We start from the raw sequence: 19,373 nt of genomic DNA, 5'->3' as shown, positions 1-19,373 counted from the left end.
AGCGGTAGTTCAGGAGGCGGTAGTTCAGGAGGCGGTGGCGAGGGCAGCGGCGAGGCCGAAGACGACGGCGATGCCGCACACCTCCACGACTGCGTTGCGGAGCGACTCCTCGGCGGTGACGCGGTGCGACACCGCGTCCGGCACCCACGTTCGGCGCCAGGTCCACGCCAGCACCAGCAACGCCACGAGCACAGCGGTCTTCGCCAGCACGATGCGTCCGTAGCCGGTGCCGAACAGTCCGCTGAGCGACCCGATCCGGACAGCAGCGTCGATGACGCCCGTCGCCGCGAGAATCGCCACGCACCGCAGTGCGAGCGCCGAGTAGCGCGGGAGCAGCTGAGCCCACGTACCGCGTCTGCGCACGAGGAGGGCCAATGCGGCCAGCACCCCGAACCAGACGGCCGCGGCCAGGACGTGCGCGGCATTGAGCAGGGAACCGAGTGTCTGCTGAGCCATGTGCCCGGTCGCGGGCCGCGCGATCAGCGCCAGCGCCGCGAACACCAGTACCGGTGCGGTGGACCACGACGCCGACCGCCGGTACGCCACCACCGCGACGATGCCGCACGCGGCGACGCAGACCCAGGCGGCGGCTTCGACGCGCCCGGAACCGGCAGTGGCGAGGTATTCGGCGAACAAGCCGGCGCGCAGGTCGCCCACCGGAACGGCGACCGCGGACGCGGCCTCCCGGACGAGCTGGACGGATTCGAGCGCGAGCCACACTCCGCTCGACGTCGCGATCGCGCGCCACACGTCGTCGGGTTCGATTCCGGGCCGACGTTCACCGCGGATCATCGCAGCGAGGACCGCGATACCGAGCACGGTCGATCCCGTGCCCACCGACAGCGCCCGGACCCAGCTGGAGGCCTCCGGGGTCGCGAGCATCCAGCCGCACGCCACTCCGGCGACGGTGCCGGCGAGTACGCCGACGGCGGCACCGAGAAGCCACCGCCGGCGCACCGAGATCATCCGATCATGCCTTCGGCTTGCGAAGGGCGAAGACCAGTCCGCCGGCGATCACGACTACACCGGCGACGACGAACCACCACACGGCGGGCCCGCTGTCGCCGCTCTCGTTCCCGTCGGCCGTCTCGGACGTACCGGACGCCGGCTCACCGGGCGCGCCGGTGCCCTCCTGCGTGAGGGTGAAGGTCCGGGTACCGCTGACGGGATGCCCATCGGCGGACGTCACCCGGAAGGCCACGGTGTACTCGCCGACCGGACCGAGTCCGTCCACGGCGACACTCACCGTGGAACCTTCGACGGCGGGGTCGCCCACGGACCACAGGTTGCCGTCCGGGCCGACGACGGTGATCGCCGCGAACTGCTCCTGCAAGGGCTCGTTGAACGTCACGCTCACCCGCTCGGGTGCCTGCGCGATCTGCTCACCGTCCTCCGGCGAGCTCGACAGCACCACGGAATGCGCCGACGCGGGACCGGCCGAGAGCGCCAGTGCGGTGAACAACGCGGCGAGAACGACGAAGAGGCGTCTCATGAGCGCCGTCCCCGGATCACGGCGCCGAGGCCGAGGGCCACGCCCAGCGCACCGAGGACGAGACCGATGCCGCCGAGCCACCGTGCGGTGACATCGGTGCCGGAGTCCTCCGACGTGGTGCCGGCGTCGGTGCCGGTGGTGTGTGCTCCGCCGCCGTGCCCGTCGCCGTTGCCCGCCGCGAGCGTCAGGCTCGGAGCGGGACGTTCGGGTTCGGTGTCCCCGGTCGTGACCTGGTCCCATGCGACGACCTCGCCGTCGCTGTAGGTCTGTACCGCGGGGAACCACACTTCCGCCTCGTCGGGGAGCGGCCCGGCGGAGAGCACGAATTGCTGGAACTCGCCCGGACTGACCGCAACTCCCGGATCCGCGGTCCAGGTGACGCCGGTGGCGAGCTGGGTCTCGGGATCCTTCTCGATCGTCGCGGACCAGCCCGGCAATGGTTCGGTGCGTGCCGACTTCAGGCCGGGCAGGCCGACCGACACCGCAGTGGTTCCGGCGGTATCGGATTCGGTGGGCACACGGAACGTCAGCACGGTGTAACCGCCCTGCTCCGCGCCCGGTGCGACGACCGTGACATGTGCGGACGCGAGACCGGAACCGGCCAGCATCAGCACAGCAGTGGCGCCCGCGCCGACGAGGGCACGGGTAGGTGATGTCTTCATGGGTGGATCTTTCTCGGAGAACGAATACGGCTGCGCGTCACCGCGCGACCGGTGGACCTCTCCGGGAGATCGCCGGGGGAGCGCGACCCCAGACGAGCGGGTCGGTCGTTCTCGTCGGGGCGAGCGACGCCGGCACGTGTACGCCGCCGAGCCGGAGTGTCACGGCCCGGATCGCGGTACTGCACGCGTCGAAGAGCCGGGCGGCGGCGACCAGCAGCACCGCGCAGCCTGCGACGGCCACGAGGTGTGCGGCGAACATCGATCCCGACGTGTGCGGGTGGCCCTCGGTGAGGGCGGAGAGAACGGCGTGGGTGCCGAGTTGCCCGACGGCGAGAAGTGCGATCGGCGGCAGCGTCGGCACGTACGCACCCACGATCCCGACCCCCGCGGCGACTGCGAGCAGCAGTGCCGAGGCGGGGCCCGTGGGCACACCGCCACCGGCCGCGCCGTGCGCAGCCGCAGCCAGCGCCGCGGTCGTGATGCCCGCGGTGCTGCCGAGGAGGGCCGGGTTCGTGTTCACGTTCGGGTCAGCGGACCCCGAGCCGGGCGAGCAGATCGGCCTCGATGCCGTCGAGCTCGGACGAGATCGCGGCGTGCGCCGACTTCCGGCGCGCCGCGGGCATCTGCTCGGCAGCCTGCACCGCCGCGGTCAGGTCGGTGAGACGACCGCGGATCGCCGCGGCGAACTTCTGCGTCTCGGCGTCCTTCGGGTGCAGGGACTCGATCTTGGTGAGCGACTGTTCGGCGCCGGCGATCCGGGCACTGAGTCGTGCACCGCGGCCCGTGTACGAGCCGAGCTCGTCGATGGGGACACCGAGTTGCTGTGCCCGTCGCGCGTCGAGCTGACCGCGCAGCGCCGTGACCACCTGGTAGACGATCGGAACGAGCACCGGCGCGAGCAGACGGGCGACACCGAGGTACCGGCGCACCTTCGCTGCGGTCAGGCCCTGGCTCTCTGCGGCCTTCTTCTGTGCCTTGAGCGTTGCGATCTGTTCCTTCTCGATCTTCGCCTGCGAACTGAGCAGTTCCTGATCGAGCTTGACCTGCGACTTCGCCAGCTTCTTGCTCAGCTTCTGCTGCGCTTTCGCTGCTCGCCGGTCGTTCTTGAGCTGGTTCTTCGCCACCAGCTTCGCTTCGAGCTTCGCCCTGTGCTTGAGAGCTTTGGCTTCCGCCTTGCGAGTGGCGCGACGTTTCCGTGTGAACAACCCCATCGAACAGCACCCTCCATTCGGTACGACACGACGCTCCGGCGCCCCGCGTCAGCCTAACGTGACGGTGCTGGTGCGAGGCGATCCGTGCGCAGCGAATACCCTGGACAGTTGTGGAGCCAACCCGTGATGTGCGGCGAACACCCGTTTCCCTCGAGGCGAGTGCGCTGACGCGGTGCCGCCACCGGGTGTATCTGGACGCTTCGTTCCCCCACGAACTTGCAGGTGCGGCCGAGAACGCGGGTGCGCGGCAGCGCCAGGAGGCGGCCGCCGCCCACCGTGAGGCGATCCGTCAGCACTTGTTCGAGGCGGACCCCGAGGGCTGGGTGCTCATCGGCCCAGACGGCTCGATGTCGCAGCGCGCAGAACAGACTCTCGAGGCGTGTCGCGCCGGAGCCGACCGGATCTGGGGTGCGGTGCTGCCCGTCGAGGTCGACACCGGACGCCGGGGCAGGTCGGAGATTCTGCTGCGCGACACCGTGCGCGGGGGCTACATCCCGGTGATCGTCGTGAACCACAAGGTCACCGATCCCGGTCAGGGCGCCACGACCACCGGGCTGTTCGAGTGGAAGCCGGTGGTGGACCAGACACGCAAAGTGCGCAGCCAGGTCCGCGACCAGATGCGCCTCGCGCACCTGTACCGGATGCTCGAGCGTCACGGTCTCGCAAGTCCCGGGCAGATCGGCGGCGCGATCGGGTACGGCGGCGACTGCATTCTGGTGCACGACCTGAGCGCGGTCCTCGACGAGTACGACGCCCGGTTGACCGATCGCGTCGAGATCGCCCGCGGCCGGACGCCGACGAAACCGTCGCAGATCGGGGAGTGCAGGACGTGCCCGTGGTGGGATCGGTGCCGGGCCGAACTCACCCGCGAACGCGATGTGTCGCTGGTGGCGTCGGGTCAGCGCGCCGAGGTCCTCAGGGAACTCGGAGTTCACACCATCGACGGTCTCGCGGGCTGGGAAGGCGAACCACCCGAGATCTGGCCGCAGGGCCCCTTCGAGGATGCGGTGGTGATCGCGAAGGCGTGGCTCGCGGGCGCCCCCCTCGTCCGCCGGTACCGCCATGTGCACGTCCACCGCGCCGACATCGAGGTCGATGTCGACATGGAGAGCTTTCACGAGCACGGCGCCTATCTGTGGGGGACGCTCCTCAACTCCGGATCGCAGTCGGAGTACCGGCCGTTCGCGACCTGGGTGCCGGTACCCACCGACGACGAGGCGCGGTCGTTCGCCGAGTTCTGGGCGTGGTTGTCGGACCAGCGGCGTACCGCCGAGCGCCGTGGGAAAACGTTTGCGGCCTATTGCTATTCGAGGTCGGCGGAAGACAAGTGGTTGTTGTCGTCGGCGCGGCGGTTCCGCGGTTTTCCGGGTGTGCCGCCCGAAGCGGAGATCAAGGCGTTCATCGGATCATCCGAATGGGTGGACATCTACCAGGCCGTCACCGACCAGTTCGTGTGCCCGAACGGGAGGGGGCTCAAGAAGGTCGCCCCGATCGCCGGTCACCACTGGCGCGACGACGAAGCCGGGGGAGAGGCGTCGATGAGCTGGTACCGCGAGGCCGTCGGGCTGGACGGCGAGCCGGATCCGAGTCAGCGCGCGCGGCTGCTCGAGTACAACGAGGACGACGTGGTCGCGACCAAGATCCTGCGGGAGTGGATGTCCGATCGTGCGGTCCTCGAGATTCCGCACATCGACGATCTCTGACCGCACGCGGCCGCCGCACGCGGCGACGGTGGGCACGCAGTACGTGACTCCACCGCGCCGACGTGGGAAGCGTTGTGCGTCGCGGATCAGCGCGGCGCCATGCGCAGCGCACCGTCCATGCGGATGGTCTCGCCGTTGAGGTAGTCGTGCTCGACGATCATCTGCACGAGCTGTGCGTACTCGGCGGGCTGTGCGAGGCGCGACGGGAACGGCACGCCCGCCTCGAGGCCTTTGCGGTACTCCTCGGTGACGCCGGCGAGCATCGGGGTGTCGACGATGCCCGGCGCGATGGTGTTGACGCGAATCCCGTACTGCGCGAGGTCGCGCGCTGCGGGAACGGTCATGCCGTGCACGCCGCCCTTCGACGCGGAGTAGGCGATCTGCCCGACCTGGCCCTCGAACGCGGCGACGGACGCGGTGTTGACGACGACGCCGCGCTGGCCGGACTCGTCGACCGGCTCGGTCTTGGCGATCGCATCGGCGGCGAGGCGCATGACGTTGAAGGTGCCGAGCAGGTTGACGGTGATGACCGTGCGGAACAGTTCGAGGTCGTGCGGCCCGTTCTTCGACAGGATCCGGCCGGCCCAGCCGACGCCGGCGCAGTTGACGACGGTGCGCAGCGGCAGTCCCGACTCGACGATGCGGTCGATCGCGGACTGGACGCCCTCGGCGCTGGTCACGTCGGTGGGGATGAGCGTGACGCCCTCGGGTGCCGCGTCGCCGACGCGCTCGATCGACTGTTCGAGGTCGAGACCGAAGACGGTGGCCCCCGCGTCGGTGAGGCGACGGGCGGTGGCGGCACCGAGGCCGGATGCGGCGCCGGTCACCAGTGCGGCAGATCCCTGAATTTCCACTGTTCGTAACTCCTCGTCCGGGCCTTGCGGCACGCGTGTGTGGTCCGTCACGAACCCTAGCGTGCAGGTGTCAGTTCGATCGCAGCCCGTCGGCGCATCACCGCGGCACCCATCGCGGCGGCGACGAGGCACGCGCCCGCGCCCAGCAACAGCCCGGCTCGCCCGCCGCCCTGCTCGCAGACCCAGCCGGCGATGGGACCGCCGATCGCGGTGGAGCCGAGGAAGGCGACGGACCAGAGGGCCATCACCCGGCCACGCATGGTCGGCGCGGCGGTGAGCTGGAGCGTGCTGTTGGTGGTGGACGTGAAGGTCACGCTCAGAGCGCCGACGACGACCATCGTCGCCACCAGGATGGGCATGGTCGGGGACGCTGCGGCTACGGCCATTGCGACACCGAATGCGAGCGCCGTCAGGACGAGAGGCTTGGTGCCCGTGTGCCCCCAGGTCGCGACCACGAGACCGCCGACTACCGATCCCGCACCCATCGCCGCGGTGAGCAAGCCGTACGCCTCGGCACCCGCGTCGAACGTCTGGTCGGCAAGCACCGGAAGCACGACCTGGAACTCGAAGGCGAGGCATCCCACCAGCGCCATCATCAGCAGAGGCACCGCGAGATCGGATGTGCGCCGCACGTAGGCGAGTCCCTCGCGTAGCTGGCCGCGCGCGCGGGCTGTGGGCGGTGAGGGCACGAGTTTCGACACGTCGAGTGTCAGCAACGACGTGACGACGGCGACGAAGCTTGCCGCGTTGAGCAGGAAGCACAGTCCGATACCACCTGCGGCGATCACGATGCCCGCGACAGCCGGGCCGATCATGCGGGAACACGAGGCGAGCACCGATTGGAGACTCACCGCGTTGCGGAGATCGTCGGGCCCGACCATTTCGAGCATGAAGGACTGCCGTGCGGGGTTCTCGAAGCACTGATTGAGGCCGAGCAGTACGGCGAGCACGTAGACGTGCCACAACTCGACGGTGCCGGTCACGACGAGCAGACCCAGCACGAGTGCCTGCACACCCATGAGGCTCTGCAGCCCGATCATGAGCCGGCGCTTGTCGGTGCGGTCCGCGATCACCCCGCCGTACGGCCCGAGGAGCAGCATCGGCACGGTCTGCAGGGCGAGGACGATGCCGATGGCGGTGGCCGAGCCGGTCAGCTGGAGGACGAGCCACGACTGGGCGATGGTCTGCATCCATGTGCCGACGAGTGAAATCGCCTGACCGCCGATGTAGCGGCGGAAGTTGGGCCCGCGGAGGGCCGCGAACGTCTGTCCGCGGATGTCGTCGATGACGGTCACTCACGCACCTCCCGTCCCCGGCACATGCGCTCACCGAGTGCTTCGAGGGCGGGCAGGGCGTCGTGGAGTGCGTCGAGTCGGTCGTCGTCCAGTTCCGCCAGGTGCCGGGCGAACATCGCCGTCCGGCGAGCGCGTAGCTCATCCGACTGCCGCGCCCCCGCCGGGGTGATGTGGATCCGCACGACGCGCTTGTCGCCGGCGTCGGAGGAACGCGTGACGAGTTGGGCTTCTTCGAGCTTGCCGACCATCCGCGAGCACATTGTGGGGTTGAGTCCCTCGTGCTCCGCGAGTTCGCGCACCCCGATCGTCCCGTGCTTCGCCACGGTCGTCAGCAGCAACGACTGGGACCGGGTGAGCCCCTCGTCGGTTGCGGACCGGCCGACGCTCCGGGCGATCCGGCCGAGGGCGATGCGCAGGCGGTGGATGTCGTCGTCGTCGAAGTGTGTGCTTCCCATCGGTGGTGTCATTCAACTCCCAAAGTATTTGCCTATCGGCAAGCATACTCTTCTGGAGCGAGAGGAGCCCGGATGTTCGGCGCTCACGCGGTGGCGTTGGTCACGCCGGGAAGCCGGGTGGACATCAGGGCTCGACGGGAGCCGGAACCTCCGCAGTCGTCCGGCGTGCCGCCCGCCTCCCGACGACGACCGCCCCCGCAGCGGCGAGGACGAGGGTGATCCCTCCGGCGACCGGACCGACCACGGCCGAGTCCGGCGCGAGTCCGTCGCCGAGCATCCACGCGCCGAACCCGAAGAACAAGGCGGACGCGCCGAGCCGGATGGCGTTCTCCGGCATGTGACGGCCGAGCACCGCACCGGCGATGATCGCGAGTGCGTCGGCGGCAACCATGCCGACGGTTGATCCGATCCACACGCCCACCCAGTCGTTGTCGGCGGCGAGGGTGATGGTCGCGAGCATCGTCTTGTCGCCGAGTTCCGCGAGGAAGAAGGCCGAGACCACGGCCAGGAACGCGGAACGCGCCACGCGTCCGGCCTTCGATTGTTCGGCGTCGTCGAGCGAATCTCCTCGCAACGTCCACAGACCGAAGAACAGGAACGCGAGGCCGCCGACGATGGACATCGCGACGGGGGGAATGGCGACGCCGAGATAGTGCCCGACGGCCACCGATACGAGATGCACGGCCGTCGTGGCGAACAGGATGCCGGTCAGGACGACCCACCAGCGGTACCGCAACGCGAACGTCATGGCCATCAACTGGGATTTGTCGCCCAGTTCGGCCACGAAGATGACTGCGAAGCTCAGTACGACGGCGGACCACATCGGCATTCCTCCTCACCCGCTGGAGGAAAATTGGGCTTCCTCCGGACGTCGGGCACGGTGCGCCGACGGCCGAAGGTCTCGCCCACCGGACTACCGTCCGGTTCGCCGTGCCGGGCGGTCCGCCTGCGCGGCGCCGCCAGTATGTCGACTCGGCGATTGGGGGCTACTCCCCTTCGCGAAGCAAACGATACCGGCCCGACAGCGCATCGGTAAAGGGCATGCTCAGTTTCGGAGAACCGAACTCTCTTGTGCGGGTGCGGGTCACGCGGCCAGCAGCATCGCCAGAATTGCGGTGTCGGGATCACTGCTCGGATTCACTCCGACCCTGCTCACCAGGGACGTCACGGTACCGTCCGGCTCCCCTTCCACCCAGGCTGCCCGGTGGTCGAGGCCCAGGTGGGGGAGGCCCGGCAACAACACACACCCCGACGCGGCACCCGCATTCTCGGGCAGCGTCGGAGTCGTCTCCGACGGAGGATGCAACATGAGCGCCGACGGCCGGCAGTCCGCGAATCGCTCCGGCGTCACGGCTTCGGCGCCGATGACGGGCCCCTCGGCGATCAGCAATCCGACCGTTCCGGGCTCCGGATCGTCGGGCAACTCCTCCTTGACCCCGAACACGGTCGAGGTGGGCAGCAGTCCGGGCAACGATGCCACGCGCACCGTCAGCGCGAGCAGTTGCGTCCACTCCCGGGTCGTGTCGGGCCACCTGCCCGACACGACGAAACCGCGCAGCGCTCCTGCCGCGTGAAATGCGGCGAGTTCGATCCGTCCGTGTGCGTAGTCCGTCATCGAACCCACCCCGATCCACTCGAGCCGGTCCGGTCGCGCCGTTGCAAGCCGGTTCCCGGCCCTATGGCCGGTAGACGAAGAATGCCCACTTCTCGTGCTTGCACACAAGAGGTGCCGAGTGCCAGTCCGGGTGGGGGCCGGATACGGCAAGAGGGACGCCGCGCTGCGGCGTCCCTCCGTTCGTATCCGGCGCAGCCGATTCGGCTCAGCCGATCGGAGCCTCGGGCTCTAGACGATCAGACCTGCCGTCTGGGTGCGTGCCCGGTCGAAGCGAGCCTGCACGTCCGCCCAGTTCACGATGTTCCAGAACGCCTTGACGTAATCGGCCTTCACGTTCTGGTACTGCAGGTAGAAGGCGTGCTCCCACATGTCGAGCATGAGCAGCGGGGTCAGGCCGATCGGGATGTTGCCCTGCTGGTCGTACAGCTGCACGATGAGCAGACGCTGCCCGATGGAATCCCAGGCCAGGATCGACCAGCCGGAGCCCTGGATGGAGTTCGCGTTCGCGGAGAAGTGATCGCGGAACTTGTCGAACGAACCGAACGCGTCGTCGATCGCCGCGGCCAGCTCGCCTTCGGGCTTGTCGCCACCCTCGGGGGAGAGGTTCTGCCAGAACACCGTGTGGTTGGTGTGGCCACCGAGGTGGAAGGCGAGATCCTTCTCGAGCTTGGTTGCCTGAGCGGCCAGCGTGCCGTTCTCGCGCGCCTCGGCCAGCTTCTCGAGAGCGGTGTTCGCACCTGCGACGTAGGTCGCGTGATGCTTGTCGTGGTGCAGCTCCATGATCTTCGCCGAGATATGCGGCTCGAGCGCTGCATAGTCGTAGGGCAGTTCCGGAAGTGTGTACTCAGCCACGAGGGTCCCTTCTTTGCGAGCCCGGTAGGGCCCGTGCGGTTGTTTCCGTGCCTTGCGGGTTTCACCACAACACTTGTGTGGATTACCCACACCGTGTGGTTTCCACCCCAACTCATAAGTACACCCCGCGCAACCACAGCTGTCACTCGGACGTACGCCCACGAGGCTCGGGGCGGCAGCGACGAGAATCGCCGTTTCCCGCGAGGACATCTCCCGCGACCAGCAGAAACCCCGGTCGAGCTGGACCAATTGGTGACGCTCGAGAGCGGAACCTTAACATTGGGCGGTGTATCGGCCCTTCCTGAACGAACCCGCGAACGGGGTCGACGCACCTCGCGTGGATCTTCCGGGCGTCAATCTGCTGCGGTTCGCAGCAGTGCTCGCGGTCGTCTATTCCCACATCTCGTTCTATCTGATCGACGACCTCGGGACCGGATGGTGGGGCATCGACCTCGTGTACCGCGTCTTCGTCGACGGGGCCGGGCTGAACCAGCATCTGTCGTTCGTCGGGGTCGCGGCGTTCATGATGCTCACCGGGCTCCTCATCACCCGGTCCGCCATGCGGCAATCACCCCGGCGTTTCCTCATCGCCCGCGCCGCGCGCCTGGTTCCCGCGTTCTGGGTCTGCATCCTCGCCGCGATCGTGCTGGTCCGGCTCGGTATCAACGGCATGTTCAGTGGTCACACGGGTGTCTCGAACTCCGAGGCCGCGTTGAGTTTCATCCTCGGCGCCTTCTTCCTGAAGCCGCAGGTGGCCGTGCTCGGAGTCGCGTGGACGCTCGCCGTGCAGATCGTCTTCTACCTGTACTGCGTCGCCGGCCGCTCGCTCCTGCGCGCCAACCCGCTCATCATTCCCGTCCTCGGGGCCGTGTTGTGCATGCTGGTGCTCATCTACAACCTGTACATCCCGGAGCCGTACAGCGTGCCCTTCCTCTCCCGGATCGCGGCGACGCTGCCCACGGTGTTCCTCGGGCAGATCGCCTACCTCGGATGGGCCGGACTGATCTCCGGCCGCGGGCTCGTCCTGGCGTTGCTGGCGCAGGTCCACGTGATCGTGCTCGCCACCGACACCCAGGTGTACTGGGCGGGGACGCGCTACCTGTGGACCATCACCGTGGTGTTCGCATGCGTCGTGCTGGTCTCCCGCTACAACGGCCGCTTCGCGCATCTCCGGGTCGTCGACTGGGTCGCGACCCGCAGCTACGCCATCTACCTCACGCACACCCTGGTGATGTACCGGATCTACGAGAACACGGTCGGGGTGGTGGGGCAGACCGGTGCGATCGTGTGCGTGCTGCTCGGCTGCGCCCTCGTGTCGGAAGTGGTCTACCGCGGTGTCGAGGTACCCGCCGCGCGCTGGATCAGCACCCGGTGGCTCACCCCGGCCCGCACGGTGGCCGCGGAACCGGCCACCACCGGGCCCCGCGCGTAGCATCGGGACATGTCCTGGTTCGACGAGATTCTGGCCCGTGCAGGTTCCAAGTCGCAGATGGTGGCCCGCGAGGACGCACTACCCGGGCGTTCCGAGCTCGTAGTCGTTCCCGAGACCCACTACGTCAACGGCAATCGCATCGTTCCCCCCTTCCCCGAGGGGCTGCAGACCGCCGTGGTCGGGATGGGGTGCTTCTGGGGTGCGGAGAAGGAGTTCTGGCAACTCGACGGCGTGTACTCGACCGCCGCCGGGTACGCCGGTGGTTACACCCCCAATCCCACGTACGAAGAGGTGTGCTCGGGCCGGACCGGTCACACCGAGGTCGTGCTCGTCGTCTTCGATCCCAAGGTGATCGGTTACGCGCGCATCCTGCAGGAGTTCTGGGAGAACCACGATCCGACGCAGGGGATGCGGCAGGGTAACGATCAGGGAACCCAGTACCGCTCGGCGATCTACACGCACGACGAGACGCAGATCGAGATGGCCGAGGCGACGGCCGAAGCGTACGGCGAGCGGCTCGCGGCAGCCGGCTACGGCGCTGTCACCACCGAGATCGCACCTCTGACGCACTTCTACTACGCCGAGGACTACCACCAGCAGTACCTCGCGAAGAATCCCCACGGTTACTGCCCGGTGCACGCAACCGGCGTGAGCTGCCCGGTGGGGCTCGGCGCCTGATCCCGTTCCCGGCACCTCCCGGAGCGTGAGTCCGGGGTGCGCGAATCGGTCGTCGCGTCTTGAAATCCGCCGACGACCGTCGCATCCTCGGAGAACACGACTGCCGACGGGGAGGACCGGTCACCGTGAAAACCTCGACGTGCGCGGGCGACTACCTCGACCGCATGCGCCGCAGCCGGCGCGGCGGGAATCCGCTCGTACGCCGGGCCGACCGCATCGAAGCGTGGTTGTTCTTCGTGCTGTTCACCACGCTCGCGCTGACGATTCCGGTCGCCGGGGTCGTCGGCGCCGGATCGTGGCAGTCCTGGGTAGCGCTCGCCGAGAAGCAGAGCACCGAACGCACCCCGGTCTCCGCGACCCTCGAGTCCGCGCCCGACCCTGCCGCGCCGGGAGGGGGAGAGGTCGCGTCGTCGGTTACCGCCCCCGCGTCGGCCACCTGGCAGTGGGGGGACGAGCAGCGCCGGGCCGTGGTTCCGGTGGACAGCTGGTCCGTTACCGGGGGCGACGTGACGGTGTGGGTCGACGCCCGTTCGGGTGAACTCGCCGACCCTCCGCTCACGGTGGCCGCCGCCAAGGTCTCTGCCGTCTGCGCCGGTGTGTTCCTGTGGGCGCTGTCGGTCGCGCTGGCGATCACGATGTTCGAGTCGGCGCGGTGGGGACTCGAGCGCACCCGTCGCCGCCGGTGGAACCGGGAGATCGAGGCGTTCCTCGGCTCCACCAGCAGCTACTGAGCCACCGTTTTCCAGCTGTGAGGGCTACAGGTCGCGCACGGCCGGCATGACCTCCGCCGCGACCAGCTCGAGGTGTTCGAGGTCGCTGAGATCGAGCATCTGCAGGTAGATGCGCTGCGAGCCGACCGCCGCGTAGCTCTTGATCTTCTCGACGACCTCCGCGGGGGTGCCCGCGAGACCGTTCTCGCGCAGCTCGCCGACCTCCCGGCCGATCCGTTCGGCGCGGCGGGCGATCTCGGCTTCGTCGCGCCCGCAGCACAGCACGAGGGCATTGGAGTACGTGAGCGTGGCCGGGTCGCGGTCGGCGTCGCGGCATGCCCCTGCCACACGGTCGAACAACACCTCGGTGTCCTCGGCCGACATGAACGGCACGTTGAACTCGTCGGCGTACCGTGCGGCGAGGGCGGGTGTGCGCTTCTTGCCGGCGCCGCCCATCACGATGGGCGGATGGGGCTGCTGCTGCGGCTTCGGAAGCGCCGGTGAGTTCTGGATCCGCACGTGCGTGCCCTCGTACGAGAACGTCTCGCCGACGGGTGTGTCCCACAGTCCGGTGATGACGGCCAGCGACTCCTCGAGCCGGTCGAAACGGTCCTTCAGGGACGGGAACGGGATGCCGTAGGCGAGATGCTCCTCCTCGAACCATCCTGCGCCGAAACCGAAGTCGACACGGCCGCCGCTCATCGCATCGACCTGTGCGACGGAGATGGCGAGCGGACCGGGATAGCGGAACGTGGCCGACGTGACGAGGGTGCCGAGCCGGATCGTCGAGGTGTCGCGCGCGAGTCCGGCCAGCGTGATCCACGCGTCCGTGGGGCCGGGCAGGCCGTCGGCGTTCATGGCGAGATAGTGGTCGGAACGGAAGAATGCGCCGTAACCGAGCCGCTCGGCTGTCTGTGCGACGGCGAGAAGATCGTCGTACGTGGCGCCCTGCTGGGGTTCGGTGAAGATTCGTAGTTCCATGAATGCATCATTTCAGGTGCCCCCCTCTCCCGGGTTTCGTACCGAACGACCGACGATGTGACGTGTCTCGAGCCGGGCATCCCCACCTCCGGTAGAGCCTGGGGATGAACCTGTGGAAACTGTGGATAACTCCAGGACCTGCGGTGTGTGGAGGTGACACGAGCGCGTAGTGAAGCGTCCTCGGCTGCATCGCCCCGCAGCACGTGCCACTATTGGAATCGTGAGTTTTTCCGACGTCCCCACCGTGTCTGTGGACGAGGTGCCAGAGACGAGCGCCGCCGCTGTACTCCTCGACGTACGCGAAGACGACGAATGGGCGCTCGGACACGCACCCGGCGCGGTCCACATTCCGCTGGCCGACGTCCCAGCACGACTCGAGGAAATCGACATCGATGCCGAGGTCTACGTGGTCTGCCGCCAGGGCGGACGCTCGCTCGGCGCAGTCCAGTACCTCAACCGCATCGGGTACGACGCCATCCAGGTGAACGGTGGCATGGTGGCGTGGCAGAAGAGCGGTCTTCCCCTGGTTTCCGACGGTGATGAACCCGCGAAGATCTATTGATGGCCGCCTACCAGATCTGTGTTCGGTGCGAGAACCGCTGGCCGGTGACCTATCAGCCCCGGCAGTGGTGCCCATCCTGCCGTGGCGTCCTGCTCTCGCCCGTCTCCACCGACGTTCCGGTTCCCCCGTCGCGCCGCAACTTTCGCTGGGTCGCGCGCCCGGCGGTACCGATCGGTCCCGTTGAGCCCACGCGCACGCGCGGGACGGCTCCGACGCCGCGATACCGGGAGATACCGCGCTGGGGACTGACAGATCCGCGGCCGGTCGACACCGAGTACGAACCGAGCCGTAGCGAGACGATCTCCGATCTCGCGCCGACACTCCTCGTGGGCGCCGCCGTCGTGTTCGGCCTCGCGGCTCTCGCCGAGGCGTTCCGGTACGGACTGCTGGTGTTCAACCGGACCAGACTCGTCGACCCGCTGGCTCTCGCGGTCTCCGACGCCGCCGTGTGGGCGACGCAGGTGGGTGCACCGTTCGTCGCGCTCGCCGCGGCCGTCGCGTGCGCGGTGCGCCTGCTCGAACTACGCCGGCGCGTCTTCGCCGAACGCGGCGAGGTCGATCCCCGGCCGTCGCCGACGGTGCTGCTCGGTGTCGTCGTGCCCGGAGTCAACCTCGCGATGCCGGGAGTGCTCCTCACCGAGATCGCCGGTCGCGACCCCAGGCTTCTCCGGGCGATCCGGATCTGGTGGGTGCTGTGGGTACTCGACGCGGTGATGTTCGTCGTGGTCGTGCTGTGGCGTCAGCGCGACACGATCCAGGCCCGTGCGGACGGCGTGCTGCTCGCGGCGTTCGCTGCGGCGCTGGCCACGGCGGTCGCGCTCACGACGCTGCACGTGGTGCGGTTGTTCGAGGGAACGGACATCTGGGGCAGGCCGATGCGCCACCGGAGATTCACCTACGCCACCGGACCCGCATACGCGCCCATTGCCCCGATCGTGCCGCGCGCCGCGACCGCCGGCAGCCCGGCCGACACGGCGTCCCTGTCGCAGGACGACACTCCGGCCGGTGCCCAGGACGAGCGCGACGACGTACCCCAACCGGTGGCAAGCACGTGAGCGCCGTGGATCGCCCTCGGGTGGTCGCACATCGGGGATCGTCGGCGGCCAAGGCCGAGCACACTCTCGCCGCGTACGAACTGGCCCTCGCGGAAGGCGCCGACGGACTCGAGTGCGATGTGCGGCTCACCAGTGACGGGCACCTCGTGTGCATCCACGACCGCACGATCGACCGCACGTCCGACGGAACGGGTGTCGTCAGCGAAATGACTCTCGCGGAACTGTCCGAGCACGACTACGGCAAGCCCGGTGAACCGGCGGAACTGCTCACCCTGCACCGTTTGCTCGAGCTCGTCATGGACTGGACGAGTGTGCCGGTCAAACTGTTCGTCGAGACCAAGCATCCCGTCCGGTACGGCGCGCTGGTCGAGGCGAAGCTGCTCGACGCGCTGGCGAGCTTCGGGCTCGCGACGCCTGCGTCGGCCGACTTCTCCCGCGTGGTGGTGATGTCGTTCGCGGGCAGCGCGGTATGGCGGATCCGCCGGGCAGCTCCGTTGCTGCCCACCGTGTTGCTCGGCGAAACCTCCCGGTATCTGCGGGGAAGTGCTGCCACTACCGTGGGCGCCACCGCGATCGGCCCGTCGATCATGACGCTCCGGGAGCACCGGGATCTCGTCGACCGTGCCGCTGCGTCGGGCCGTGCGACGTATTGCTGGACCGTCGACGACCCCGCAGACGTCGAGCTGTGCCGCGAACTCGGCGTCGGATGGGTGGCCACCAACCATCCGGGCCGTACCAAGCTGCAACTCGACGCTGCTCACGGCGTATAGATCGGGCGGGCAGGCCGGGCGTGTAGTTTGGCGCCGTGGCCAAGAAGAGCAAGAGAAACAGTGGACCCAAGCCCGGTGCCAACCGCGCCGCCAAGCTCGAGCAGCGGAGACTGGAGCGGGAAGCCGCGGTCGCCGCGTCCACGCGACCGTTCGAGGGCCTCGCATTCGAATGCGACCTCGTCGCGCTGCGCGAGTTCGTTCCGTCCGCACTGGTCGACCTGCCGCTGACCGATGAGGGACGCAAGATCGTCGGTGCGACCATCCTTCCGGGTGGCGTCGCGGCGCTGGTCCGCGAAGAAGACGACGAGACCGTCGCGTACGTCGGCTTGCAGCTCGCGAGCGGGTACGGCCCGGACCCGGCCGGGGAACTCGCCGCCGCGATCGAGTGGGCCCGCACGGCCGAGCCCGGATCGTCGCTGCAGACCGCGACTGTGGACGACGACACCCCGCGGCTGCAGGACCTGCTCGACGCGAATGTTGTTCCCCCGATCACCGTGCACACCGACTTCAACTGGTGGATTCCGGCCGGCGTCGAGCCGAGCCAGGACATTGCGCACACCGTGCAGCACGCCAACAGCGCGGTGTTGCCCTCGGCGCGTCTGAACGGTGACGGGCTGGTCGGTGCGTGGTGGGTGGATCCCGGCGAGAAGGCACACCTGCGTTGGGTTCGGCCCGAGGACGAGGACGCGCTCATGGCCGCGTTGTCGCGCGTGCACGCGGCCGGTGGCCTCCACCTCGGGGAGGGATCACGCTTCGCCGGGTCGTTCCGCACGCACGGACTGCTGGTTCCGGTTTTCGATCTCGACCGGGAGAAGCACGCCGACGAATGGGTGGAACCCGCACTCGAACTCGGCGCGCGCCTCGATGCCGCGCTGGCCGTGGACGAGCCGCTGACCACTGCCGAGCTGCGCTCCCGCGACGGAATCCGCAGTCGTCAGATCACCCTGCGCTGATTTTTCCGGGGCCGAGAGAAGTCCCCCGCAAAGCCGAATGCCACAGTTCGCCGGTGATCCGGGAACTGTGGCATTCGGGCCCTGTGGGCTGCAGGTCGCGTCAGATGCTGCCGCCGGCGACGGTCGGCGCGTTGCCGCGCAGTTCGCGGGCCTTCGAGTTGAGCTCCCGCGCGACGAAATCCTCGAGGTTGAACAGGTTGGAACCGGCGCGGTCGGCGACGGTGAGCAGCGTCGTCATCGTGGCGACCTCTTCGACCTGCTCCTGCAGGAACCACTGCATGAACTGCTCGCCGAGGTAGTCGCCCTCGTCGCGCGCGGTGCGCGCCAGCTCGACGATCTGGTCGGTCACCGACCGCTCCTGGCGGAGAGCCAGCGCGATCGGTTCGCGCGCGTTGTCGAACATCGACTGTGCGGCGTCGACCCCGGTGAGGTCGACGGCCATGTCCCGGTCCAGGAAGTACTGGACGATCATCATGGCGTGGTTGCGTTCTTCCACTGCCTGCGCGTAAAAGTGCTTCGCCAGCTGGGGAAGATCGGTGTTGTCGTAGAAAACCGCGATGGCGATGTACTGGTGCGACGCATTGAATTCGTTGCGGATCTGGTCGTGCAGCAGCGAATGGAATTTGGTCTTGTGCGTTTCGCCCATTGTCGTCATGATCAAGACGTTAATGCAGGTCAGGTGATAATTCATCCAAGCTTTGGCTAGGCTGACTCTTCAAAGCTTCGGCTTGCCTTGGTCAATTCAGGGTTGCCTGGCCGAATATCTCCGCCCCGAATTTCGCGAGAATATCGGGCCGCGGAGACCGCAATGTCAGGGTCCGGGCGTCAGCAATTCAGCCGGGATCTGCTGATCTTTCGCCAACGCATCGAAGAACGGCGCCGCGCGGGAGCGGTCCCACAGCAACACGTTGCCGATGCCGTAGACGTCGTCGAATCCTCCGACGGGCACCGTCGCGGTCAACGTCTCACCGCGCATCGCCCACGCCAGTCGCGCGAGGTCCCAGAGATGATCGTCCTCGTCGACCCGCACGGACCCGGCGGCGCCCGTCGCGAGCGGCACCGCGCGGAACGGGTTGAGGAACGTGGAGGGACTTGTTGCCTTGCCCAGAAGAGCGGACAGGAACAGCCGCTGGTTGTTCATCCGGTCCAGGTCGGCGAGAGGTGTCGCGCGGGTGCGCACGAACCCGAGAGCCTCGGGTCCGCTCAGTTCCTGGCACCCTGCCTCGAGCGACAGACCGGCCAGCGGATCGTCGATCGGGTACGGGACACAGATATCGACTCCGCCGACCGCGTCGACGATCGACGCGAACCCGCCGAAGCCGATCTCCACGTAGTGGTCGATGTGCACGCCGGTCGCGCCTTCGACGGTCTGTACGAGCAACTGGGGTCCGCCGAGTGCGAACGACGCATTGAGCTTGTCCCGCCCGAAGCCCGGCACGTCCACATAGGAATCGCGGGGCAGCGACACCATGGTGGTCGCGCCTCCGCCGCTCGGTACGTGGATGAGCAGGATCGTGTCGGTCCGGTCGGTACCCACGTCGCCGCCGGTGGCGAGTTCCTGTTCTTGTTCCGGGGTGAGGCCGACTCGGCTGTCGGAGCCCACGAGCAGCCAGTTGGTGCCGGGGGTGTCGCCCCCGCGCCCGTCGTACGCGGCGAGCGCGTCGACGCGGTCGAGCGTGCCGTCGAGGTAGATCGTCCCGCCGATCACGGCGACGAGGAGTACGGCCAGGACCGCACCCAGGCGCCGCATCGTGCGTCGTCCGGCGCCGGGGCGTGGTCGTCGTGGTTCGGGTTGCGCGGCGGGCTTGCGCCGCACCGGCGGAACAACAGGCGGCGGAGTCCCGCCGCGAGAGCGTTCGTCGGCGATTCGTTCGGGCCGTTGCGTGGGCGCCCAGTCGCGACTGCGTGACGCCTCCTCCTGCGGCGCGGGCACGCGGGGAGGTGGCTGGCGCCGCGGCGGGGGCGGCGGGGCAGGGGGACGGTACGTCGGCGTGGGGGCCTGCGACCACGCCTGCGGGGGCGGTGCGGGTCGTCGTCCGTCGCGGCGAATCACCTGTGTTCCCTCGGGAGGCGGCGTCGCCCGGGGCGGAGGC

Annotated in this window: 22 protein-coding genes; 8 read left to right on the top strand and 14 right to left on the bottom strand. The window is 68.5% G+C overall.

The genetic code is table 11. From position 1 onward, the window contains the following. Positions 1-24: 24 nt before the first annotated feature. The 5 genes from HF886_RS10565 to HF886_RS10545 are packed head-to-tail and all read right to left on the bottom strand — an operon-like array spanning position 25 to position 3,365. Entirely contained in the window at positions 25-966 is a 942-nt protein-coding gene (locus HF886_RS10565; RefSeq protein WP_169652265.1) for a CopD family protein, read from the bottom strand. A 4-nt stretch (positions 967-970) separates the two neighbouring features. After that, positions 971-1,492, bottom strand: coding sequence for a copper resistance CopC family protein (locus tag HF886_RS10560; protein WP_169652264.1), 522 nt, complete (start codon positions 1,490-1,492; stop codon positions 971-973). Further along, positions 1,489-2,154 (bottom strand): YcnI family protein, encoded by a 666-nt coding sequence (locus tag HF886_RS10555; protein ID WP_169652263.1) that lies wholly within the window; start codon positions 2,152-2,154, stop codon positions 1,489-1,491. The genes HF886_RS10560 and HF886_RS10555 overlap by 4 nt, the downstream gene beginning before the upstream one ends. 37 nt (positions 2,155-2,191) lie before the next feature. Next, positions 2,192-2,674 (bottom strand): hypothetical protein, encoded by a 483-nt coding sequence (locus HF886_RS10550; protein ID WP_169620825.1) that lies wholly within the window; start codon positions 2,672-2,674, stop codon positions 2,192-2,194. 7 nt (positions 2,675-2,681) lie between these two features. Further along, positions 2,682-3,365, bottom strand: a complete 684-nt coding sequence (locus HF886_RS10545; RefSeq protein WP_169620824.1) for a DUF6474 family protein — start codon at positions 3,363-3,365, stop codon at positions 2,682-2,684. A gap of 110 nt (positions 3,366-3,475) precedes the next feature. Here HF886_RS10545 and HF886_RS10540 point away from each other — a divergent pair, with 110 nt between their 5' ends. Further along, on the top strand, positions 3,476-5,068 hold the full coding sequence (locus HF886_RS10540; RefSeq protein WP_169652262.1) for a TM0106 family RecB-like putative nuclease: 1,593 nt from the start codon (positions 3,476-3,478) through the stop codon (positions 5,066-5,068). Positions 5,069-5,154: 86 nt separating this feature from the next. Here the strand turns inward: HF886_RS10540 and HF886_RS10535 are convergent, their stop codons facing one another. The 6 genes from HF886_RS10535 to HF886_RS10510 all read right to left on the bottom strand — a co-directional run bounded on the left by HF886_RS10535 (position 5,155) and on the right by HF886_RS10510 (position 10,139). Next, positions 5,155-5,922, bottom strand: a complete 768-nt coding sequence (locus HF886_RS10535; RefSeq protein WP_169621067.1) for an SDR family NAD(P)-dependent oxidoreductase — start codon at positions 5,920-5,922, stop codon at positions 5,155-5,157. A gap of 56 nt (positions 5,923-5,978) precedes the next feature. Then, on the bottom strand, positions 5,979-7,217 hold the full coding sequence (locus HF886_RS10530) for an MFS transporter (protein WP_169652261.1): 1,239 nt from the start codon (positions 7,215-7,217) through the stop codon (positions 5,979-5,981). Next, on the bottom strand, positions 7,214-7,672 hold the full coding sequence (locus HF886_RS10525; RefSeq protein ID WP_206036871.1) for a MarR family transcriptional regulator: 459 nt from the start codon (positions 7,670-7,672) through the stop codon (positions 7,214-7,216). Before HF886_RS10525 ends, HF886_RS10530 begins: the two co-directional genes overlap by 4 nt. Before the next feature lie 124 nt (positions 7,673-7,796). Next, positions 7,797-8,495, bottom strand: a complete 699-nt coding sequence (locus tag HF886_RS10520; RefSeq protein WP_169621065.1) for a TMEM165/GDT1 family protein — start codon at positions 8,493-8,495, stop codon at positions 7,797-7,799. 261 nt (positions 8,496-8,756) lie between these two features. Next, entirely contained in the window at positions 8,757-9,287 is a 531-nt protein-coding gene (locus HF886_RS10515; RefSeq protein ID WP_169652260.1) for a peptidase, read from the bottom strand. 228 nt (positions 9,288-9,515) lie between these two features. Further along, complete coding sequence (locus HF886_RS10510; RefSeq protein ID WP_169620820.1) at positions 9,516-10,139, bottom strand: superoxide dismutase; 624 nt, start codon at positions 10,137-10,139, stop codon at positions 9,516-9,518. Positions 10,140-10,476: 337 nt separating this feature from the next. Between HF886_RS10510 and HF886_RS10505 the strand changes: the two genes are divergently transcribed. The 3 genes from HF886_RS10505 (at position 10,477) to HF886_RS10495 (ending at position 12,980) form a co-directional block, all read left to right on the top strand. Continuing rightward, the gene (locus tag HF886_RS10505) at positions 10,477-11,571 is read left to right on the top strand and encodes an acyltransferase (RefSeq protein WP_169652351.1); all 1,095 of its coding nucleotides are present in this window, start codon (positions 10,477-10,479) and stop codon (positions 11,569-11,571) included. A gap of 9 nt (positions 11,572-11,580) precedes the next feature. After that, the gene (gene msrA, locus HF886_RS10500; RefSeq protein ID WP_169652259.1) at positions 11,581-12,249 is read left to right on the top strand and encodes a peptide-methionine (S)-S-oxide reductase MsrA; all 669 of its coding nucleotides are present in this window, start codon (positions 11,581-11,583) and stop codon (positions 12,247-12,249) included. Between the two features lie 125 nt (positions 12,250-12,374). Further along, positions 12,375-12,980, top strand: a complete 606-nt coding sequence (locus HF886_RS10495; protein WP_346765347.1) for a hypothetical protein — start codon at positions 12,375-12,377, stop codon at positions 12,978-12,980. Positions 12,981-13,004: 24 nt separating this feature from the next. Here the strand turns inward: HF886_RS10495 and HF886_RS10490 are convergent, their stop codons facing one another. Further along, entirely contained in the window at positions 13,005-13,940 is a 936-nt protein-coding gene (locus HF886_RS10490) for an LLM class F420-dependent oxidoreductase (RefSeq protein ID WP_169652258.1), read from the bottom strand. A 220-nt stretch (positions 13,941-14,160) separates the two neighbouring features. Here HF886_RS10490 and HF886_RS10485 point away from each other — a divergent pair, with 220 nt between their 5' ends. From HF886_RS10485 to HF886_RS10470, 4 genes are read left to right on the top strand one after another with little or no spacing between them, the layout of a single operon-like run. Beyond that, on the top strand, positions 14,161-14,502 hold the full coding sequence (locus tag HF886_RS10485; protein WP_169652257.1) for a rhodanese-like domain-containing protein: 342 nt from the start codon (positions 14,161-14,163) through the stop codon (positions 14,500-14,502). Then, on the top strand, positions 14,502-15,557 hold the full coding sequence (locus HF886_RS10480) for a DUF4328 domain-containing protein (protein ID WP_169652256.1): 1,056 nt from the start codon (positions 14,502-14,504) through the stop codon (positions 15,555-15,557). The genes HF886_RS10485 and HF886_RS10480 overlap by 1 nt, the downstream gene beginning before the upstream one ends. After that, positions 15,554-16,327 carry a glycerophosphodiester phosphodiesterase family protein gene (locus HF886_RS10475; protein WP_169620815.1) on the top strand — a complete coding sequence of 258 codons (774 nt, stop codon included), beginning with the start codon at positions 15,554-15,556 and terminating at the stop codon, positions 16,325-16,327. Before HF886_RS10480 ends, HF886_RS10475 begins: the two co-directional genes overlap by 4 nt. Positions 16,328-16,362: 35 nt before the next feature. Next, the gene (locus HF886_RS10470) at positions 16,363-17,280 is read left to right on the top strand and encodes a DUF5926 family protein (protein ID WP_169620814.1); all 918 of its coding nucleotides are present in this window, start codon (positions 16,363-16,365) and stop codon (positions 17,278-17,280) included. A gap of 100 nt (positions 17,281-17,380) precedes the next feature. Here the strand turns inward: HF886_RS10470 and HF886_RS10465 are convergent, their stop codons facing one another. Further along, a complete protein-coding gene (locus HF886_RS10465; protein ID WP_169652255.1) occupies positions 17,381-17,935 on the bottom strand; it encodes a ferritin in 555 nt (184 codons plus the stop codon). A 156-nt stretch (positions 17,936-18,091) separates the two neighbouring features. Next, entirely contained in the window at positions 18,092-19,333 is a 1,242-nt protein-coding gene (locus HF886_RS10460) for an LCP family protein (protein ID WP_346765346.1), read from the bottom strand. Positions 19,334-19,373 lie beyond the last annotated feature (40 nt).

It is taken from the genome of Rhodococcus sp. 105337 (genome assembly GCF_012844225.1).
Classification (GTDB): domain Bacteria; phylum Actinomycetota; class Actinomycetes; order Mycobacteriales; family Mycobacteriaceae; genus Rhodococcus.
The sequence above is the reverse complement of the archived record's forward strand: the minus strand, read 5'-3'. Positions and strand labels throughout refer to the sequence as shown.

Bases quoted from the DNA above. Each gene is read 5' to 3' on its own strand.
- HF886_RS10515 (WP_169652260.1), bottom strand. From the start codon at position 9,287: ATGACGGACTACGCACACGGACGGATCGAACTCGCCGCATTTCACGCG.
- HF886_RS10465 (WP_169652255.1), bottom strand. From the start codon at position 17,935: ATGACGACAATGGGCGAAACGCACAAGACCAAATTCCATTCGCTGCTG.
- HF886_RS10545 (WP_169620824.1), bottom strand. From the start codon at position 3,365: ATGGGGTTGTTCACACGGAAACGTCGCGCCACTCGCAAGGCGGAAGCC.
- HF886_RS10560 (WP_169652264.1), bottom strand. From the start codon at position 1,492: ATGAGACGCCTCTTCGTCGTTCTCGCCGCGTTGTTCACCGCACTGGCG.
- HF886_RS10565 (WP_169652265.1), bottom strand. From the start codon at position 966: ATGATCTCGGTGCGCCGGCGGTGGCTTCTCGGTGCCGCCGTCGGCGTA.
- HF886_RS10520 (WP_169621065.1), bottom strand. From the start codon at position 8,495: ATGTGGTCCGCCGTCGTACTGAGCTTCGCAGTCATCTTCGTGGCCGAA.
- HF886_RS10480 (WP_169652256.1), top strand. From the start codon at position 14,502: ATGGCCGCCTACCAGATCTGTGTTCGGTGCGAGAACCGCTGGCCGGTG.
- HF886_RS10490 (WP_169652258.1), bottom strand. From the start codon at position 13,940: ATGGAACTACGAATCTTCACCGAACCCCAGCAGGGCGCCACGTACGAC.
- msrA (WP_169652259.1), top strand. From the start codon at position 11,581: ATGTCCTGGTTCGACGAGATTCTGGCCCGTGCAGGTTCCAAGTCGCAG.
- HF886_RS10555 (WP_169652263.1), bottom strand. From the start codon at position 2,154: ATGAAGACATCACCTACCCGTGCCCTCGTCGGCGCGGGCGCCACTGCT.
- HF886_RS10525 (WP_206036871.1), bottom strand. From the start codon at position 7,672: ATGGGAAGCACACACTTCGACGACGACGACATCCACCGCCTGCGCATC.